Genomic DNA, 17,620 nt, shown 5'->3' with positions numbered 1-17,620 from the left:
GCACGAGGGTGGCCCGGCGGTCAGCGCACGCCCTGCGGCCGGAACTGGATGCTGATGCGCGGCCCGGTCGCCCGGGCGGTCTTGGGCACGCAGTGCTCCCAGGTGCGCTGGCACGAGCCGCCCATCACGATCAGATCGCCGTGCCCGAGCGGCCGCCGCACCGTCGTGCCGCCGCCGGCCGGGCGCAGCAGCAGGTCCCGGGGTTCGCCGACCGACAGGATCGCGACCATGGTGTCCTCGCGGGCGCCCCGCCCGATCCGGTCCCCGTGCCAGGCGACGCTGTCCCGGCCGTCGCGGTAGTAGCACAGCCCGGCGGTGCTGAACGGCTCGCCCAGCTCCCCGGCGTAGTGCGCGGACAGTGCCGCGCGGGCCTCGTCGAGCACGGGGTGCGGCAGCGGGTCGTCCGCCGCGTAGTGGGCGAGCAGGCGCGGTACCGCCACCACGTTGTCGTACATCTTCCGGCGCTCGGCCCGCCAGGGGACCTCGGCCGCCAGCTGTTCGAACAGGGCGTCGGCGCCGCTGAGCCAGCCCGGCAGCACGTCGATCCAGGCGCCGGAGCCCAGCTCGGTCCGGCGCAGCCCGTCGAGGGAGCCGAGCCGCAGCTCGTCGGTCTGGTCGAACAGGGAGCCCTGGAGGTGCGTGGACATGGGCTCAGCGTACTCCTTAATCGAAAATCAGTTCCCATTCGATCAATGTCGCGCGCCGGGGCGGTTCCGATACACCGCTGTATCCGATACATTTCTGTATCGAACTCGGGAGGGGGCGGGACCGATGTCGGAGACGGTCAGGCGCGTCACGCGGCGCCGCGAGCAGACCCGCGCCCGCCTGCTGGGCGCCGCGTTCGAGGTGTTCGCCGCCAAGGGATTCGGACGGGTCTCCATCGAGGAGGTCTGCGAGGCCGCCGGCTTCAGCCGGGGCGCCTTCTACTCCAACTTCGCCACCCTGGACGAGCTGTTCTTCGCCCTGTACCGGGAGCGCGCCGACCTCATCGCCGCCCAGGTGGCCGACGCCCTCGCCCAGGACGGGCCCGACCTCGACGTGCCGGCCTCCGTGGACCGGGTCACCGAGGTGCTGCTGCTCGACGTGGACTGGCTGCTGGTGAAGACCGACTTCCTGGTGCACGCCGCCCGTGAACCGGCCGTCGCCCAGGCCCTCCTGGACCACCGCACCCGGCTGCGGGAGGCCATCACCGAGCGGCTCTCCCGGGCCCGCGGCCACACCGCGCTGCCCGCCGTGCTCGGCGACGCCGCCGGTGCCGCCCGCGCGGTGGTCGCGGCCTACGACGGCGTCACCACCCAGCTGCTGCTGGACAAGGACGTCGACGCCGCCCGCGCCTGGCTGGGGCAACTGCTCACCGCCCTGCTGACCGACGGCAGCGGCGCGCCGTACGCGGCACAGAAGCCGGACGAGTCGTAGAAGTCGCAGACGGAAGGACACCCATCGCCATGGACGCGGACGTCATCGTCGTCGGAGCGGGCCTCGCCGGCCTGGTCGCGGCGCACGAGCTCACCACCCGGGGCCGCCGGGTCGCCCTGGTCGACCAGGAGAACGCCGCCAATCTCGGCGGCCAGGCGTTCTGGTCCTTCGGCGGGCTCTTCCTCGTCGACTCACCCGAGCAGCGGCGCCTCGGCATCAAGGACTCCTTCGACCTCGCCTGGAGCGACTGGCGGGGCAGCGCCCGGTTCGACCGGGTCGAGGACGAGGACTCCTGGGCGGTGCGCTGGGCCCGCGCCTACGTCGAGTTCGCGGCCGGCGAGAAGCGGTCCTGGCTGCGCGGACACGGCATCGAACTGCTGCCGACCGTCGGCTGGGCCGAGCGCGGCGACCTCAGGGCGGACGGCCACGGCAACTCCGTACCGCGCTTCCACATCGCCTGGGGCACCGGCACCGGCGTGGTCGAACCCTTCGTCCGGTACGCCCGCCAGGCCGCCCGGGACGAGCTGCTCACCTTCCACCACCGCCACCGGGTCGACGAACTCGTCATCGAGGACGGCGCGGCACGCGGCGTGCGCGGCACCGTGCTCGCCGCCGACGACTCGCCCCGGGGCGTGGCCTCCAACCGCGAGCGCCTCGGCGACTTCGAACTCACCGCCCAGGCCGTCGTCGTCACCAGCGGCGGCATCGGCGCGAGCCACGACATCGTGCGCCGCTACTGGCCCGCACGGCTCGGCACCCCGCCCGCCGAGATGGTCACCGGCGTTCCCGCCTACGTCGACGGGCGGATGCTCGACATCAGCGCCGAGGCCGGGGTGCGCCTGGTCAACCGGGACCGGATGTGGCACTACACCGAGGGCCTGCAGAACTGGGACCCCATCTGGCCCGGCCACGGCATCCGCATCCTGCCCGGCCCGTCCTCCATATGGCTCGACGCCCTCGGCCGCCGCCTGCCCGAGCCCTGCCTGCCCGGGTACGACACCCTCGGCACGCTCGAGTACCTGCGCACCACCGAGGACATCGCCGGGTACGACCACTCCTGGTTCATCCTCACCCGCAAGATCATCGAGAAGGAGTTCGCGCTCTCCGGCTCCGAGCAGAACCCCGACATCACCGCCAAGGACCGCAAGGCCTTCCTGCGCGACCGGCTGCTCGGCAAGGGCGCTCCCGCCCCGGTGCAGGCGTTCGTCGACAAGGGCGCGGACTTCGTGACGGCCGGCAACCTGGAGCAGCTGGTCGAGAAGATGAACGGCCTGGCCGGCAAGCCGCTGCTGGACGCGGCCGAGGTGCGCCGCCAGATCGAGGCCCGCGACCTGCAGATCGCCAACCCCTACAGCAAGGACGCGCAGATCCAGGGCATCCGCAACGCCCGCCGCTACATCGGCGACCGCCTCGGCCGGGTGGCCACCCCGCACCGGATCCTGGACCCGGACGCGGGCCCGCTGATCGGCGTCAGGCTGCACGTGCTGACCCGCAAGACCCTGGGCGGCATCCAGACCGACCTCGACTCCCGCGCCCTGGGCGCCGACGGCAGCCCCATCGGCGGCCTGTACGCGGCGGGCGAGGTGGCCGGCTTCGGCGGCGGCGGCGTGCACGGCTACAACGCCCTGGAGGGCACCTTCCTCGGCGGCTGCCTGTTCTCCGGCCGGGCGGCCGGACGTGCGGCGGCCCGTCAGACGGCCTGACTCAGCCCGCCAGCAGCTCCGCCAGCACCGAGGCATGGCTCCGCTCCGGCGCCTTGGACGCCGTCAGCAGCGTGACCGGGCCCTGCCGGGCCGACTCCCGGAGGCCGCCGAGCAGTTCGGCGGCCTCCGGGGCGTCCAGCTCGGCCTCGTAGCGGCGCCGGAACTCCTCGTACGAGCCCTCCGTGTCGTGGAACCAGCGGCGCAGTTCGTGCGACGGCGTGAGCCCCTTCGGCCACGCGTCCAGCCGGGCCGCGTCCTTGGACAGCCCGCGCGGCCACAGCCGGTCGACCAGCACCCGCAGGCCGTCGTCGGGCTCGGGCGGTTCGTAGATCCGGCGCACGCGCACGCTCACGGTCGGGTCCCCTCTCGGCTCGCGGACGGTGTCGCGAGCCTACGTCGGCCCCTTCGAGCCATCGCGCGGCGGCGCGGCGCGACTTGACCAGAATGAGGGCGAAAGCGGTCCACCGTCCGCCTAGTCTGGGCGCGAAACGATCATCAGCCACCCCCCTTTGAGGAGCGCTTGTGACACCACCGCGCAGACAGGCCCCGATACGCCGTACCGCAGTCCTTCGTCGCGAGGCCGTCCTCGCCACCGTTCCCGTCGCCGTCGCGGCGCTGCTCGGGGCCGCGGGCCCCGCGACGGCCGGCACGATCGGCGCGGCCGGCGCGGGCGACCCCTACTTCCCGCTCAGCGGCAACGGCGGCTACCACGTCAGCCACTACGACCTGACGCTCCGCTACGACACCGCCTCCCGGCACCTCGACGGCAAGGCCGTGCTCACCGCCCGCGCCACCCAGAAGCTCACCCGCTTCGACCTCGACCTCAAGGGCCTGAAGGTCACCGGCGTCACCGTCGGCCGCACCGCCGCCGCCTTCCGGCGCAGCGGGCAGGAACTCGTCGTGACCCCCCGTCACGCCCTGCGCAAGGGCGACAAGTTCCATGTCACGGTCACCTACCGGGGCACGCCGAAGCCGGTCACCGACCCGGACGGCTCCGCGGACGGCTGGATCCCCACCGACGACGGCGCCTTCGTCGCGGGCGAGCCGCAGGGCGCCATGACCTGGTTCCCGGCCGACAACCACCCCAAGGACAAGGCGTCGTACGACTTCACGCTCACCGTGCCCAAGGGCCGCACCGCCGTCGCCAACGGCGTGCTGCGCTCGGAGCACACCGCCCACGGCCGCACCACCTTCCGCTGGCACCAGGCCGAGCCCATGGCCGCCTACCTGGCCACCGCCACCATCGGCAAGTTCAAGGTCGAGCGGTACACGACCCGTGACGGCATCCAGGTGTACAACGCGGTCGACGCCCGGGAGGCGCGTGCCGCCGCGCCCGTGCTGAAGAAGCTGCCCTCCGTGCTGGCCTGGGAGAGCAAGCTGTTCGGGCCCTACCCGTTCCGCGCCGCCGGATCGATCGTCGACCACGCGCCCGGCGTCGGCTACGCCCTGGAGACCCAGAGCCGGCCGCTGTACGACTCGGCGCCCGACCTCGGCACCCTGGTCCACGAGAACGCCCACCAGTGGTTCGGCGACTCCGTCTCGCTGACCGCCTGGAAGGACATCTGGCTCAACGAGGGCTTCGCGACCTACGCCGAGTGGCTCTACGCCGAGCAGCACGGCGGCGACAGCGCCCAGAAGACCTTCGACGCCCTCTACGCCCGCCCCGCGAGCGACCATCTGTGGGCGTTCCCGCCCGGCGACCCCGGCAGCGGCGAGAACATCTTCGACACGCCCGTCTACGCCCGCGGCGCGATGACCCTGCACGAGCTGCGCCGGGCCGTCGGCGACGCGGACTTCTTCCGGATCCTGCGCGCCTGGGCGACCGGGCACCGCGCCGGGCACGGCACGACCGCCCAGTTCGAAAAGCTCGCCGAGCGCGTGTCCGGCAAGGACCTGAACGCCCTGTTCCACACCTGGCTGTACACCGAGGGCAAGCCCGGCCGGGCCTGAAATCTGACACGTTCCAAACAAGTGTCGGCCAGGGTCTGAGCCATGATCCAGCGCAGAACCGCCGTCGCTCTCCTCGCCTCCCCGCTGCTGCTCACCGGCTGCGGCGGCGGAGCCGAGGCGACCGAACGCGCGACCCCGGCCACCCGCCGGGCGCCGACGGCCACCCCCACGCCCCGGTTCACGGCCGAGGCGGCGCCGCGGGGCATACCCGGCCTCGGGCCCACCATGGCCGCCGCAGTGCCCGGGCGCTGCCGGCAGGCCGTCGTCGTCACCGGACGCGGCCGGAACTCCCCGCTGTGCACGGTCGTCCTGTACCGGCGCACGGCCGGCGGCTGGGAGCCCGGCGCCGCCTGGCCCGGCCACAACGCGCTGCACGGCTGGAGCAGCCACCACCGGGCCGGGGACCTGCGCTCGCCGGTCGGCGTCTACACCCTCAGCGACGCCGGCGGCCTGCTCCCCGACCCCGGCAGCCGGCTCCCGTACCACCACTCCTCCGGGTTCACCTCGCCCGGCACCGGCTTCGAGGGCGAACCCCTCGCCGGGTCCTTCGACTACGTCATCGCCATCGACTACAACCGCGAGCCCGGCACCTCGCCCCTGGACTGGACCCGGCCGCTCGGCCCCGGCCGGGGCGGCGGCGTCTGGCTGCACGTCGACCACGGCGGCCCCACGCACGGCTGCGTCAGCGTCGCCCGGGCCCACATGAAGGAGCTGCTGCGCACGCTCGACCCGGGCCGGCACCCGGTCGTCGTCATGGGACACGCCGACCGGCTCGCCCGCTGACCCGCCGACCAGCCTAGGATCCGAACTCGTGTGCGCACATGTGCTGGTCGCCGAGGACGACGAGAAGCAGGCCGAACTGATCCGCCGCTCGCTGCTGGCCGAGGGCCACACCGCCACCGTGGTGCACGACGGCGCGGCCGCGCTCGACGCGGCCCGCCGGCTCCGGCCCGACCTCGTCGTGCTGGACCTCATGCTCCCGGTGATCGACGGCTTCGGCGTCTGCCGCGTGCTGCGCGGCGGCGAGGACCCCGACATCCCCGTGGTCATGCTCACCGCCCGCGCCGCCGAGGACGACGTACTGCTCGGCCTGGAACTGGGCGCCGACGACTACATGACCAAGCCGTACAGCCCGCGCGAGCTGATGGCCCGCATCCGCACGGTCCTCAGGCGCAGCGGCCGCGGTGTGGGCACCCGGGACGAGGACCCCGTCGTACGGGCCGCCGGGATCAGCGTCGATCCCGCGCGGCACGAGGTGCGCTGCGCGGGCGAGCCGGTGGAGTGCACGCCGGCGGAGTTCCAGATCCTGCTGGCCATGGCGGGCGAACCCGACCGGGTGTTCACCCGGCGGCAGTTGCTGCAGTGCACCCGCGGCTTCGACCGGGCCTCCACCGAGCGCGCGATCGACGTGCACATCATGAACCTGCGCCGGAAGATCGAGGCCGACCCGCGCCGACCGGTGCGCCTGGTGACCGTGTTCGGCGTCGGCTACAAACTGAACGGCGGCCGGGCGTGAAACGCCGGATACCGCTGCGCAAACGGCTGCTGGTCCGGCTGCTGTCCGTCTCCGCCCTCATCGCCGTCTGCTCGGTCGCGGCCACCGCCTGGCTCGCGGTGACGACCACCACCAGCGCCCTGAAGGAGGAGCAGGGCCAGGACCTCGCCGCCGACAACCGCATCCTCGCCACGCTCAGCGGGTACGCGGCGACCCACTCGGACTGGACGGACGTCCGGCACACCGTACGCGACCTGTCCCGGGAGACCGGCCGGCGCATCGCCCTCACCACCGTCGACCGCACCCTCCTCGCCGACTCCGCGCCGCGCGGCACCCCGCTGCCGCCCCGGCCCGCCGCCACCGTCGACCCCTTGCGCACCGACACCTACACCGAGAGCGGGGCGCAGCTCAGCGGCATCGATCCCCGGGTGGTGGGGCCCTACCGCGTCACGGCGAAGGAGCGGGCCGAGCTGGACGCGCTCGCCGACAAGCGCCGGCAGTGCTACGAGCGGTTCGGCATCGAGGCCACCGTCGTCCGCACCCCCAGCGGACGCCCCGTCCTGAGGGGTCCCGAGGGCACGGACACCTCCTACGCGGCCGAACAGTGCGCGGACGGCCGGCTGGGCACTCCCACCCCGACGGAGCAGAAGGCGCTGGACGCCCTGTCGGACCTGGCCCGGCCCTGCCTGAGGCGCGCGGGCCTGGACCTCGGCGGACCGCTGTTCCTCTCCCTCGACCCCACCGGGCGGGACGCCTTCGGCGGCGGCTTCCCGATGTCGAAGTACGCGCGGCCCGGCAGCGGTCTGGCCGCGCGCACGGACGCCTGCGTCCTCGCCGCCCGCCGCACCCAGCTGGAGCCCTACGTGTCGCCGGTCGCCGAGCTGTTCCTCGGCATCGGCGACCAGAACCCCTCCCGCTTCGACATGTCCCCGGCCAACAAGGCGAAGGTCGTCGGCGCGGCCGGCCTGGTCCTCGCCGTCACCGTCGCCGTGACCGCCGTCGTCGCCGTCCGGCTCTCCCGGCCCCTGCGCGCACTCACCGAGGCCGCCGGAGCGCCGCCCGAGCTGCACGTACGGGTGCCGGTGACCACCCGGGACGAGACCGGCATCCTCGCCGAGGCCTTCAACGACCTGACCGAGCGCCGTGAGCGGCTGGAGGCCCAGCGCAAGGCCATGGTCAGCGACATCGCACACGAACTGCGCAGCCCGCTGACCAACATCCGGGGCTGGCTGGAAGTCGTCCGCGACGGCGTCGTCGCCCCCGATCCCGCCCTGCTGGACTCCCTGCACGAGGAGGCGCTGGTCCTCCAGCGGATCATCGACGACCTGCAGGACCTGGCCGCCGCCGACGCCGGAACCCTGCGCCTGCACCGCGAGCCGCTGCGCGCCGGCGACCTGCTGGAGCAAGTGGCCGCCGCCCACCGGGTGGCCGCGTCCACCGCCGGGGTCGCGCTGCGCACGGAGGCCGACGGCACCGCCTGGCTGGCCGCCGATCCGGTACGGATGCGGCAGGCGCTCGGCAACCTGGTCTCCAACGCGCTGCGGCACACCCCCGCCGACGGCACGGTCACCCTGGCCGCCCGGCGGGAGGGCGAGGAGGTCGTCCTCACGGTCACCGACACCGGCAGCGGCATCGCCCCCGCGGACCTCGCCCACGTGTTCGAGCGGTTCTGGCGTGCGGAGAAGTCCCGCAGCCGCCGCACCGGCGGCAGCGGCCTCGGCCTGCCCATCGTCCGCCACCTCGTCGCCGCCCACGGCGGCACCGCGGAGGCCGCGAGCGAGCCCGGCCGGGGAGCGGTGTTCACCCTGCGGCTGCCCGCTGCCGCACCGCCGGGCGACGAGACCTGAGGGCACGACGCCGCAGGTGGCGATTCCCGGCGCCCGCCGGGGGTACTCCGGGTCGCGCGACACAGCAGCCGAGGGAGGTCATGCCATGAGCACATCGGAGGACCTGCCGGTGGTGTCCGGACTCGCCGAACTGGCCCGCCTGGTCGAGACCCACCACGGCCTGTACGTGCGCTGGTCCCAGGGCCCCGGGCCGGACCTCGGCGAGGTCTCCAGCACCGACGAGCTCACCGGCGTACCCATGCCGGGGCTGTCCGCCAACCCGCTCGACGTCGAGGACTGGTGGCAGGACCGGTCGGTGGAGCTGTGGGTGGCGCGGCGGCTGTTCGACTACGCGCACCTGCCGCACGAGAAGGGTCCCGGGGTGCGTCCCTGGGTCCTCAGGGGCCGGGAGACGGGCCGCGGCCCGGACAACGAGCCTCTCGTCGTGGACGTGGACCCGATGTGCTGGATCGCCGACGACATGATCGACGAGGCCAGGGCCGAGGTCGCCCGGCAGGAACACGAGTGGGGGCCGCTGCGCCGCAGCGGACGCTGAGCGGCCCCCGGTCGGTCACCGGTTCAGCCCGAACGCGGCCGTGAGCGGGCGCGGCGCCGCAGCGAGCGCCGCTCCAGCTCGGTCGTACCGCCCCAGATGCCGATGCTCTGGCCCGTGTCGAGCGCCCAGTCCAGACACTGCTGCTGGACGGGGCAGCGCCCGCACACCGCCTTCGCGCGCTGGGTCTGCACCTGCGCGGGCCCGGTGGTGCCTATGGGGAAGAACAGGTCGGGGTCCTCTTGACGGCACACGGCATGGTCGCGCCAGTTGTCCATCGGGTTCTCCTGCGATCGAAGTCGTCCGTGCCTGTCGCTTGTGTACGTCGGGTTCGGGTGACCGGTCGGAGCGGTATGAAACGGCACAACCGACGGAAGGATCGGGCGACGACCGCGGCCCGGTCACTGCTCGCGCAGACCCCAGGGGGAGTCGTACGCGCTCAACAGGTCGAGGAACGGACGCGCGGGGAACGCCTCGGGTCCCAGAACGCCCGTGCCCGACCAGGCACCGGTGGCGAGGAGCTCGAGGGCGACGACCGGATTGACGGCCGTCTGCCACACCACCGCCTGACAACCGTACTCCGCCATCGACCACTGGTTGTCGACCACGTGGTACAGGTACACCTCGCGCGGGGCTCCGTCCTTCGTGCCCCGCACCCAGGTCCCCGCACAGGTCTTGCCGTGCATGCGCTCGCCCAGGGTCGCCGGGTCGGGCAGGCAGGCGGCGACCACGTCGCGCGGGGAGACCCCGACCGGGCCGTCCGGGCCGGGCACGGTCACCGGCGCCGTGCGGTCGAGTCCCAGCCGGTGCAGGGTCTTCAGGGTCTCGATGAAGTCCCGGCCCAGCCCGTACTTGAACGTGACCCGGCGCGCGCCGACCCACCGCGGCATCAGCAGCACCTCCTCGTGCTCGACGTTCACGCACTCCACGGGGCCGATGCCCGCGGGGAAGTCGAACACCTCCGGCTCGCTGAACGGCGCGGTGGTGAACCAGCCGCGCCCCTCCTCGTAGACGACCGGCGGGTTCAGGCACTCCTCGATGGTGGTCCAGATGCTGAAGGAGGGCGCGAAGTCGTGGCCCTCGACGGTGAGGTTCGCGCCGTCGCGGACGCCGATCTCCTCGATGGTGTCGAACAGCTCGTCCGCCGCGTACCGGGCGAACACGTCCGACAGGCCGGGCTCCACACCCATGCCGACGAGCGCGAGCGCGCCCGCCCGTTCCCACGCCTCGGCGAGCGCGAACTGCTCGTCGCCCAGCTTGACGCCGCACTCCTCGTACGGCCGCTCCGGGTGCGGCCGGGACAGGGACATCGCCATGTCGACATAGGTGGCGCCGGCCGCGCGGGCCGCCCGGAACAGCGGCATCACGAAGCGCGGGTCGGTGGCGTTGAGCAGCACGTCGCAGCCGGAGCCGGCGAGCAGCCCGGCCACGGCGGCCTCGTCCGCCGCGTCCACCCGGGCGGCACGGAACCGGTCGCCGGCAGCGCCGAGGGCCGCGACCGCCGCCTCCGCCCGGGCCGGGTCGTGGTCGGCGACCACCATCAGGTCGAAGAACGGACGCCGGGCCGCGATCCGGGTGATCGCGGTGCCCACACCGCCGGCTCCCACGAGCAGTACACGCATGACGGAAACTCCTGCCTGGAGTGAGGGGTCGGATACATGGCGGGCGCGCCTCGGCCGGAATACAACGCCCCGGAGTGTCATAAGGTCAATGGCGTTGGCATAAGCGTGCCCGTCCCCGGGCCCCAGGGAGGACCGACCGTGCCCAAGCCCGTCGTGCCCGAGGAGAAGCGCCGCCGGCGACGTCCGACCCGCGGCGGCACCGTGCTGTCCGAACGGCTGATCGTCGCCACCGCGCTGCGGCTGCTGCGCGAGCACGGCAGCGGCGGGCTGAGCGCGCGCCGCCTGGGCCTCGCCCTCGACTGCGACCCCAGCACCCTGTACCGGTACTTCCGCGGCATGGACGAGCTGACCCTGGCCATCGGGGACGCGCTCATCGGTCAGGCGCTGCAGGGGTGGGCGCCGACCGGGCGGTGGCGGGCGGATCTGCGGGCGATCGGGCTGCGCATTCACGCCGCGTACGTCGCGCATCCGCAGGCCGCGCTGCTCACCGCCAACCGGGTCACCGGCCGGGCGCACGAACTCGCCGCCGACGAGGCGGTGCTCGGCGTGCTGCGCCGGGCCGGGTTCCCGCTGCCGGACACGGTCCGGATCTACCACGCCTTCATCGACCAGACCCTGGCCTTCGCCGCGCTCGACTCCGCCTCCCTGACGCTGCCGACCGCCACCCAGCGGGCCGACGAGGAGCAGTGGCGCTCGACCTACGCCCGCCTGCCCCGTACCACCCACCCCCGCATCGCCGAAGCGGCCCCCCTCCTGGCCCGCCGCATGCTCACCAGCGCCTATCCGACGGCCCTGGACATGCTGCTGGACGGCGCGGAGGCCTGTCTGACGTCAGCGGGCTGAAGCCGCGCCCCGAGACCACCGGTCCGTCACCGGGAGCCACCGCTGCCGCGGCTCCCCTCAGTCGCGCAGGGCCTCCCGCGCCGTGGCCGCCACCGCCTCGGCCAGGGAGGCCAGGGCCGGGGAGTCGAGCTTCCACTGCTGCCAGTACAGGGGGAGGTCGACCCAGTCGGTGGGGGAGAGGAGGGTGAGGCGGCCCTGGCGGAGCAGCGGAGTGGCCTGGGCCTCCGGGATCATGCCCCAGCCCAGACCGGCGGCGATCGCGTCGGCGAAGCCCTCCGAAGTGGGGACGTAGTGCCGCAGCGGACCGGCGCCGGGGCGGCCGAGCCGGCGGACGAAGCCGTCCTGGAAGTCGTCCTTGCGGTCGAAGACCACGACGGGCGCCCCGGGCAGGAGCTCGGGCAGCGGCCCGTCCAGGTGGCGTGCTGCGAACTCCGGTGCGGCCGCCGGGAGATACCGCATCCGGCCGAGCGGCCGCACCGAGCAGCCCGGCACCGGCTCGGGGGAGGAGGTCACGGCGGCCATCACCAGACCCTCGCGCAGCAGCGCCGCCGTGTGCGCCTCGTCCTCCCGGTGCAGTTCGAAGCAGAGCCCCGGCACCCGGGTGAGCGCGCCGAGGAACCAGGTCGCCAGCGAGTCCGCGTTCACCGCGACCGACACCCGTGTCGGCTCCCCGGCGCCGCTCAGCCCCAACTCACCGCGCGCGTCCCGCTCCAGCCGGGCGAGCTGCCGGGCGTAGCGCACCAGCACCGCCCCCGACTCCGTCGGCCGCACGGGCTTGGTGCGCTGCAGCAGCACCCGCCCCGTGCGCTGCTCCAGCGCCTTGACCCGCTGGCTGACCGCCGACGGCGTCACATGCAGGGCCGCGGCCGCCGCGTCGAAGGTGCCCTCGTCCACCACGGCGAGCAGTGTCCGCACCTGGTCCAGGGGAAGCTCTGTCATCACAACAGCTAAGGGTACGTAAGAATCTTTAGCTGTACGCAAGGTGGCGGCGCCCTTAGCGTCGACGGCATGCACCACGCCCTGACCGCCGCGGCCGCCGGATTCGGCACCGGCCTCTCCCTGATCGTCGCCATCGGCGCCCAGAACGCCTTCGTCCTGCGCCAGGGGGTGCGCCGGGACGCCGTCCTCGCCGTGGTCGGCATCTGCGCCCTGTCCGACGCGGTCCTGATCGCCCTGGGCGTCGGCGGCGTCGGCGCGGTCGTGGTGGCCTGGCCGGGTGCCGTACGGGCCGTCGGCCTCGTCGGCGGCGTGTTCCTGCTGTGCTACGGCGCCCTCGCCGCCCGCCGGGTCCTGCGGCCGGGCACCGGCCTGCGGGCGGAGGGCGAGGCGGCCGGCTCCCGCCGCCGCGCGGTCCTCACCTGCCTCGCGATGACCTGGCTCAACCCGCACGTCTACCTGGACACCGTCTTCCTGCTCGGCTCCCTCGCCGCCGACCGCGGCCCGCTGCGCTGGACCTTCGGACTCGGCGCCGCCCTGGCGAGCCTGTGCTGGTTCGCCGCCCTGGGCTTCGGCGCCCGGTTGCTCGGCCGGGTCCTCGCCAGGCCCGCCGCCTGGCGGCTGCTGGACGGCCTGGTCGCGGTCACCATGCTCGGCCTCGGCGCCCTGCTCGTCACGGGATCCTGAAACAAAGAATTCGGCACACCCGGCCGGTGCTGCCATAGTGAGCCCCGCACCGAAAGGTGTACGCACCAACCTCTGCCGTACACGCACCAACCTCTGCCGAGCGACCAGGACACCCGTGGACACCAGCGAGAGCAGCAGCACCGCGCCCGACACCGCAGAACCGGCCGCGCCGGCCCCGCCCCGGCGCGGCTGGCGCCGCTGGGCGATGGACACCCGGCCCCTGCGCATCCCGGCCTACCGGCGCCTGTGGTCGTCGACCGCCGTCACCGCCGTGGGCAGCCAGCTGACCGCCGTCGCCGTGCCCAAGCAGATCTACGACATCACCCACTCCTCGGCCTGGGTCGGCTACGCGAGCCTCGCGGGCCTGGTGCCCATGGTGGTGTTCGCGTTGTGGGGCGGCGCGGTCGCCGACACGGTGGACCGGCGCAAGCTGCTGCTGGTCACCAACACCGGGATCGCCGTGACCTCACTGCTGTTCTGGGCGCAGGCCGTCACCGGACTGGACTCCGTCGCCGTGCTGATGGTGCTGCTGGCCGTGCAGCAGGCGTTCTTCGGCCTCAACTCCCCGGCCCGCAACGCCTCCATCGCCCGCCTCGTCCCCGCACAGGAGCTGGCGGCCGCCAACGCGCTCGGCTCGACGGTGATGCAGACCGGCGCGGTGGCGGGCCCGCTGCTGGCGGGTGTGCTGATCCCGGTCGTCGGGCTGCCCGAGCTGTACCTGATCGACGCGCTGGCGCTGTGCGTCACCGTGTGGGCGGTGTTCCGGCTGCCCGCGCTGCCGCCGCTGGGCGACCGGCCGGTCCGCCGGGCCGGGGTGCGCGAGATAGCGGCCGGCTTCCGCTACATCGCCGGGCACAAGGTGCTGCTGCTGTCCTTCCTCGCCGACATCGTCGCCATGGTGTTCGGGATGCCCCGGGCCCTGTTCCCGCAGCTCGCCGCGCAGACCTACGCGCCCTGGGGCGAGGGGCTCGCGCTCGGTGTGCTGTTCGCCGGGATCCCGGTCGGCGCGGTGCTCGGCGGTCTGTTCTCCGGTGTCTTCTCCCGGGCGCGCCGGCACGGTCTGCTGGTGATCGGGGCGGTCGTCGGCTGGGGCGTGGCCGTCGCCGGAGCCGGGCTCAGCGGCAACCTCTGGCTGGCCGCGGCCTTCCTCGCCGCCGCCGGGGTGGCCGACATGATCTCCATGGTGTTCCGCGGGGCCATCCTGCTGTCCGCCGCGACCGACGAGATGCGCGGCCGGATGCAGGGCGTGTTCACGGTCGTCGTCGTGGGCGGCCCGCGCCTGGCCGACGTGCTGCACGGCACCGCCGGCTCGGCCTTCGGGCCCCGGGCCGCGGTGGCCATCGGCGGCGCGCTGGTCGTCGCGGTGATGCTGGCCCTCGCCGCCGCGGTCCCGGCACTGCGCCGGTACCGCATCTGAGGGCCGTCGCGGGCTCAGAGCAGCCCGCTGCGCCGCCGGATCGCGTACTGGTCCAGCAGCTTGCCGCGGGTGGTCTCCAGCCGGTGGGCGAGGATCTCGGCGACCGTCCGCACCAGCGAGAGTCCGAGCAGCGGGTCCTCCACGCACAGCGCCAGCACCGACGGCCCGTCGAACTCGTAGGCGCGCACGTTGCTGAAGGCCACCGCGCCGAAGTCCCACTGGTAGGGCGGGAACAGCCACGACCAGCCGAGCATGTCGCCGGCCCCCAGCGTGGCCACGGTGACCCGCTGCCGCGAGGTGACCTGCTGGTCGAGGTGGACCGCGCCCGAGCGGATCACCCAGAAGCGGTCGGCGGTGCCGCCGGCCTCGAAGATCCGGGTGTCCTCCGGGAAGGACACCTCCTTGGCCACCTCCATCAGCCGCTCGCGCTGGGCCTGCGGCAGGGCGGTCAGCAGTTTTATCGCTTTGGTCATCGCGCGGGCTCCTCGCCGGCAGCGGTACGGATGCTTCCCTCGGTGAATCCCTCGGTGCTTCCCCACTCCCATTTCAGCCGCTGCCGCCGCCCCGGGCACCTCGAAGGACGCGGGTTCTCACCGGCCGTGCGCCGCGCGGACATGAAAAAGCCCTGGCTGGACGGGGGAGGCCAGCCAGGGCCGTATGCGGTGGCGAGGGAGGACGGCTCGGTCGACTCCGTCACCACGTATGGATGAACACTAAACCATTTGGAGAGGGTTCGCCCAATCGTTCGCGGGTCACGTGACCTGTTTCACTCCGGGCGCGGTCGCCGGCGGCCCGCCGGGATCGACGATCTCCTCCAGCACCCGCAGCACCGCGTCGTACGTCTCCGCCCGCACGGACGCCTCCCGCGCCCCGTCCGGATCCGTCGCCGTCAGGCTCTGCGCCCGCTCCCGCCAGGCCCGCTCCTCCTCGGCCGCCCGGTCCCGGCCCCGCCGGATGCGTCGCAACAGTTCGTCCGCGTCCACCACATCGGTCATACGAACCGGGTACCCGGCCGTCCGCCGGTGATGGCACCGGCACCGACGGTGCGCGACAGCGGTGTTTGATCCCCGGCGAAGGGGGTCAGCCGGAAAGGAGAACCCGGCGAACCGGGCACGATACAGGGAGGGAAAGGGATGCGCGAGAAGCATCGGAGCAACTCCTCGACGGGTCTCAGGGAACCGTGCCGGACCCTGCCGTCCCGGCCGGCCGACGCCCGCCGCACCGTCCGGCGGGTGGTGCACGAGCGATGCAGGGCCTGCGCGCTGACCTGCGATGCCGAGGCCCTCGAGGACGCCCTGCTGGTCACCTCGGAACTCACCACCAACGCCATCCTGCACGGCGGCGGCATCACCGGCTTCGACGTCGACGTCGACGGCGGGGATGTGAGCGTCTCGGTCAGCGACCGCAGCGACGAGCTCCCGGTGGTCGCCGCACCGGTCGACGAGCGCGGCCGTACCCGGCTCGGCGGCCGCGGCTGGCCCATCGTGTGCCGGCTGGCGCGCGACGTCAGGGTGGCCGACCTGCCGCGCGGCGGCAAGTGCATCACGGCCGTCGTCCCCCTGCGCTGAGACCGGTGGGCGAAGTTCCGGCGAGCGGCGTTTGCCGCCGGGGCGGACGGGCAGACGGAATCTCGTGCTTCGGACCGGAGGCGCGCGCCCAGCGGAGACAACACGGCTGCTGCGGGCCCCCTTCCGGCGGGCCCTGTGGCATCTCCGCGGCGATACCTGACAGCACCGTTCGGGCCAGGCCCCGGGAAACAGGTTTCCGGCCGGCCCTGAAACCATCGTTCAGGAGCGATTCCGCATGCTGACCGACATGTCGACAAGCCGTCCCGGCACGCCCGACACCACCGCCCCCGCCGCGCCCGCGCGGCGGACCCATGACGACGCTCCCGACACCACGGCACTCTTCGCCCGGCTTGCGGAGCTCGAGGACGGCCCGGAGCGGGACGCCGTACGCGACGAACTGGTGACCGCGTGGCTGCCCATGGCCCACCGGATCGCGGGCCGATTCCGCGACCGCGGGGAGTCCGTGGAGGACCTGCGTCAGGTGGCCGCACTCGGACTGGTCAAGGCCATCGACCGGTTCGACCCCTCTCGCGGCGCCTTCGAGAGCTACGCCGTTCCCACGATCACCGGCGAGGTCAAGCGGCACTTCCGGGACCGGATGTGGGCACTGAGGGTCCCCCGCCGGGTACAGGAACTGCGCAACCGGGTGCGCGTGGCCCGCCGCGAACTCACCCAGAACCCCGGCAGCCCCGAGCCCAGCGCCGCCGACATCGCCGCCCACACCGGCCTCACCGAGGAGGAGGTCTCCGCCGGCATGGAGGCGCTGGAGAGCTTCAGCACCCTCTCGCTGGACGCCGAGCTGGCCGGCGGCGACGACGGCTACAGCCTCGCCGACACCCTGGGCGCGACGGACTCCTCCTACGACGTCGTCGTCGACCGCGAGGCCGCCAAGGAGGGCCTGCGCCGGCTGCCCGAGCGCGAGCGGGCCATCCTCTACATGCGCTTCTTCGAGGACATGACGCAGAGCCGCATCGCCGACCGGCTCGGCATCTCCCAGATGCACGTCTCCCGGCTCATCAGCCGCAGCTGCGCCCGGGTGCGCGACGAGGTGCTGGGGCAGCGGCCCGGCGGCCGGACCGCCCTGTGATGCCGGACCGCCCCGCCACGCCGGCCCCGCCGACCCCCCGCCCCGGACCGAGGAGCCTGCCCCGATGCTGATGCCCCCTCCCGCCGTCCTGCGCCGGCTCGTCGAGGAGTACGAGAGACTCCTCGCCGAGGAGGCGCCCGCGGCGGCGCCGAGCCCGCGCCTGCGGGACCTCGCCTACACGTTGTGCGTGTCCACCGGCACGCGCGAGATCGGACACGCCCTGGACACGGCCCGCATGCATCTGGCCACGACGGCACCCGCTCCGGTCGCCCCGGCCGCGCCCCGGTCCGAACCGCCGGCCACACCGGACGGGCTCCTCGCCGACGCCACGGCTCTGCATGTGAAGACCGCCGAACACGCCGGAGCCGAACACGCTGAACGCGCCGGACGCATACCCCGCCTCCCCGCGGACGCGGCGGCGCCGTGACCGGCCTCTCCGCGGATGGTGCGGCGCCGTGACGGCCTCTCCGCGGATGGTGCGGCGCCCTAACCCGCCTCCCCGCGGACGCTGTGGCGC

20 protein-coding genes are annotated in these 17,620 nt (G+C 73.7%); 13 read left to right on the top strand and 7 right to left on the bottom strand.

Translation table 11 applies throughout. The features are described 5' to 3' along the window. Positions 1-20: 20 nt before the first annotated feature. Positions 21-647, bottom strand: a complete 627-nt coding sequence (locus ACZ404_RS09780) for an alpha-ketoglutarate-dependent dioxygenase AlkB (protein ID WP_468437754.1) — start codon at positions 645-647, stop codon at positions 21-23. A gap of 124 nt (positions 648-771) precedes the next feature. Here ACZ404_RS09780 and ACZ404_RS09775 point away from each other — a divergent pair, with 124 nt between their 5' ends. Beyond that, a complete protein-coding gene (locus ACZ404_RS09775) occupies positions 772-1,416 on the top strand; it encodes a TetR/AcrR family transcriptional regulator (RefSeq protein WP_468437752.1) in 645 nt (214 codons plus the stop codon). A gap of 29 nt (positions 1,417-1,445) precedes the next feature. Then, positions 1,446-3,119 carry an FAD-binding dehydrogenase gene (locus tag ACZ404_RS09770; RefSeq protein ID WP_468437750.1) on the top strand — a complete coding sequence of 558 codons (1,674 nt, stop codon included), beginning with the start codon at positions 1,446-1,448 and terminating at the stop codon, positions 3,117-3,119. A gap of 1 nt (position 3,120) precedes the next feature. On the opposite strand, the gene ACZ404_RS09765 is transcribed toward ACZ404_RS09770, so the two are convergent. Further along, positions 3,121-3,471: a DUF488 domain-containing protein gene (locus ACZ404_RS09765; RefSeq protein ID WP_468437748.1), complete on the bottom strand. Its 351-nt coding sequence runs from the start codon at positions 3,469-3,471 to the stop codon at positions 3,121-3,123. 170 nt (positions 3,472-3,641) lie between these two features. Between ACZ404_RS09765 and ACZ404_RS09760 the strand changes: the two genes are divergently transcribed. The 5 genes from ACZ404_RS09760 to ACZ404_RS09740 all read left to right on the top strand — a co-directional run bounded on the left by ACZ404_RS09760 (position 3,642) and on the right by ACZ404_RS09740 (position 8,946). Then, complete coding sequence (locus ACZ404_RS09760) at positions 3,642-5,069, top strand: M1 family metallopeptidase (protein WP_468437746.1); 1,428 nt, start codon at positions 3,642-3,644, stop codon at positions 5,067-5,069. A 42-nt stretch (positions 5,070-5,111) separates the two neighbouring features. After that, positions 5,112-5,852: a L,D-transpeptidase family protein gene (locus tag ACZ404_RS09755; protein ID WP_468437744.1), complete on the top strand. Its 741-nt coding sequence runs from the start codon at positions 5,112-5,114 to the stop codon at positions 5,850-5,852. A gap of 28 nt (positions 5,853-5,880) precedes the next feature. Further along, entirely contained in the window at positions 5,881-6,585 is a 705-nt protein-coding gene (locus ACZ404_RS09750) for a response regulator transcription factor (protein ID WP_468437742.1), read from the top strand. Beyond that, positions 6,582-8,411: a sensor histidine kinase gene (locus tag ACZ404_RS09745; protein WP_468437740.1), complete on the top strand. Its 1,830-nt coding sequence runs from the start codon at positions 6,582-6,584 to the stop codon at positions 8,409-8,411. Before ACZ404_RS09750 ends, ACZ404_RS09745 begins: the two co-directional genes overlap by 4 nt. Positions 8,412-8,496: 85 nt before the next feature. Then, positions 8,497-8,946: a DUF6098 family protein gene (locus ACZ404_RS09740; protein ID WP_468437738.1), complete on the top strand. Its 450-nt coding sequence runs from the start codon at positions 8,497-8,499 to the stop codon at positions 8,944-8,946. Between the two features lie 23 nt (positions 8,947-8,969). On the opposite strand, the gene ACZ404_RS09735 is transcribed toward ACZ404_RS09740, so the two are convergent. Next, the gene (locus ACZ404_RS09735) at positions 8,970-9,221 is read right to left on the bottom strand and encodes a WhiB family transcriptional regulator (protein ID WP_468437736.1); all 252 of its coding nucleotides are present in this window, start codon (positions 9,219-9,221) and stop codon (positions 8,970-8,972) included. Positions 9,222-9,344: 123 nt separating this feature from the next. Beyond that, a complete protein-coding gene (locus ACZ404_RS09730; protein WP_468437734.1) occupies positions 9,345-10,565 on the bottom strand; it encodes a saccharopine dehydrogenase family protein in 1,221 nt (406 codons plus the stop codon). Between the two features lie 138 nt (positions 10,566-10,703). Between ACZ404_RS09730 and ACZ404_RS09725 the strand changes: the two genes are divergently transcribed. Then, positions 10,704-11,408 (top strand): TetR/AcrR family transcriptional regulator, encoded by a 705-nt coding sequence (locus tag ACZ404_RS09725; RefSeq protein WP_468437732.1) that lies wholly within the window; start codon positions 10,704-10,706, stop codon positions 11,406-11,408. 57 nt (positions 11,409-11,465) lie between these two features. Here the strand turns inward: ACZ404_RS09725 and ACZ404_RS09720 are convergent, their stop codons facing one another. Further along, a complete protein-coding gene (locus tag ACZ404_RS09720; protein WP_468437730.1) occupies positions 11,466-12,350 on the bottom strand; it encodes a LysR family transcriptional regulator ArgP in 885 nt (294 codons plus the stop codon). Positions 12,351-12,416: 66 nt separating this feature from the next. Between ACZ404_RS09720 and ACZ404_RS09715 the strand changes: the two genes are divergently transcribed. Both ACZ404_RS09715 and ACZ404_RS09710 read left to right on the top strand, forming a co-directional pair. Beyond that, positions 12,417-13,031, top strand: coding sequence for a LysE/ArgO family amino acid transporter (locus tag ACZ404_RS09715; protein WP_468437728.1), 615 nt, complete (start codon positions 12,417-12,419; stop codon positions 13,029-13,031). Positions 13,032-13,146: 115 nt separating this feature from the next. Continuing rightward, positions 13,147-14,448, top strand: a complete 1,302-nt coding sequence (locus tag ACZ404_RS09710; protein ID WP_468437726.1) for an MFS transporter — start codon at positions 13,147-13,149, stop codon at positions 14,446-14,448. Positions 14,449-14,462: 14 nt separating this feature from the next. Here ACZ404_RS09710 and ACZ404_RS09705 read toward each other — a convergent pair whose 3' ends face one another. Next, positions 14,463-14,921 (bottom strand): cyclic nucleotide-binding domain-containing protein, encoded by a 459-nt coding sequence (locus tag ACZ404_RS09705; RefSeq protein WP_468437724.1) that lies wholly within the window; start codon positions 14,919-14,921, stop codon positions 14,463-14,465. Positions 14,922-15,200: 279 nt separating this feature from the next. Then, the gene (locus tag ACZ404_RS09700) at positions 15,201-15,443 is read right to left on the bottom strand and encodes a hypothetical protein (RefSeq protein WP_468437722.1); all 243 of its coding nucleotides are present in this window, start codon (positions 15,441-15,443) and stop codon (positions 15,201-15,203) included. 138 nt (positions 15,444-15,581) lie between these two features. Between ACZ404_RS09700 and ACZ404_RS09695 the strand changes: the two genes are divergently transcribed. From ACZ404_RS09695 to ACZ404_RS09685, 3 genes are all read left to right on the top strand, one after another. Then, the gene (locus ACZ404_RS09695; RefSeq protein ID WP_468437721.1) at positions 15,582-16,016 is read left to right on the top strand and encodes an ATP-binding protein; all 435 of its coding nucleotides are present in this window, start codon (positions 15,582-15,584) and stop codon (positions 16,014-16,016) included. A 235-nt stretch (positions 16,017-16,251) separates the two neighbouring features. Next, positions 16,252-17,103: a SigB/SigF/SigG family RNA polymerase sigma factor gene (locus ACZ404_RS09690; protein WP_468437720.1), complete on the top strand. Its 852-nt coding sequence runs from the start codon at positions 16,252-16,254 to the stop codon at positions 17,101-17,103. A gap of 64 nt (positions 17,104-17,167) precedes the next feature. Beyond that, positions 17,168-17,530 (top strand): DUF5133 domain-containing protein, encoded by a 363-nt coding sequence (locus tag ACZ404_RS09685; protein ID WP_468437718.1) that lies wholly within the window; start codon positions 17,168-17,170, stop codon positions 17,528-17,530. Positions 17,531-17,620: the final 90 nt, after the last annotated feature.

The sequence above is a fragment of the Streptomyces sp. NPDC030798 genome, assembly GCF_055572275.1.
The sequence above is the reverse complement of the archived record's forward strand: the minus strand, read 5'-3'. Positions and strand labels throughout refer to the sequence as shown.

Excerpts from the sequence above, each read along its gene's own strand:
- ACZ404_RS09715 (WP_468437728.1), top strand. The coding sequence starts at position 12,417 with ATGCACCACGCCCTGACCGCCGCGGCCGCCGGATTCGGCACCGGCCTC.
- ACZ404_RS09740 (WP_468437738.1), top strand. The coding sequence starts at position 8,497 with ATGAGCACATCGGAGGACCTGCCGGTGGTGTCCGGACTCGCCGAACTG.
- ACZ404_RS09780 (WP_468437754.1), bottom strand. The coding sequence starts at position 647 with ATGTCCACGCACCTCCAGGGCTCCCTGTTCGACCAGACCGACGAGCTG.
- ACZ404_RS09695 (WP_468437721.1), top strand. The coding sequence starts at position 15,582 with ATGCGCGAGAAGCATCGGAGCAACTCCTCGACGGGTCTCAGGGAACCG.
- ACZ404_RS09735 (WP_468437736.1), bottom strand. The coding sequence starts at position 9,221 with ATGGACAACTGGCGCGACCATGCCGTGTGCCGTCAAGAGGACCCCGAC.
- ACZ404_RS09705 (WP_468437724.1), bottom strand. The coding sequence starts at position 14,921 with ATGACCAAAGCGATAAAACTGCTGACCGCCCTGCCGCAGGCCCAGCGC.
- ACZ404_RS09730 (WP_468437734.1), bottom strand. The coding sequence starts at position 10,565 with ATGCGTGTACTGCTCGTGGGAGCCGGCGGTGTGGGCACCGCGATCACC.
- ACZ404_RS09685 (WP_468437718.1), top strand. The coding sequence starts at position 17,168 with ATGCTGATGCCCCCTCCCGCCGTCCTGCGCCGGCTCGTCGAGGAGTAC.
- ACZ404_RS09775 (WP_468437752.1), top strand. The coding sequence starts at position 772 with ATGTCGGAGACGGTCAGGCGCGTCACGCGGCGCCGCGAGCAGACCCGC.
- ACZ404_RS09690 (WP_468437720.1), top strand. The coding sequence starts at position 16,252 with ATGCTGACCGACATGTCGACAAGCCGTCCCGGCACGCCCGACACCACC.
- ACZ404_RS09700 (WP_468437722.1), bottom strand. The coding sequence starts at position 15,443 with ATGACCGATGTGGTGGACGCGGACGAACTGTTGCGACGCATCCGGCGG.
- ACZ404_RS09770 (WP_468437750.1), top strand. The coding sequence starts at position 1,446 with ATGGACGCGGACGTCATCGTCGTCGGAGCGGGCCTCGCCGGCCTGGTC.
- ACZ404_RS09755 (WP_468437744.1), top strand. The coding sequence starts at position 5,112 with ATGATCCAGCGCAGAACCGCCGTCGCTCTCCTCGCCTCCCCGCTGCTG.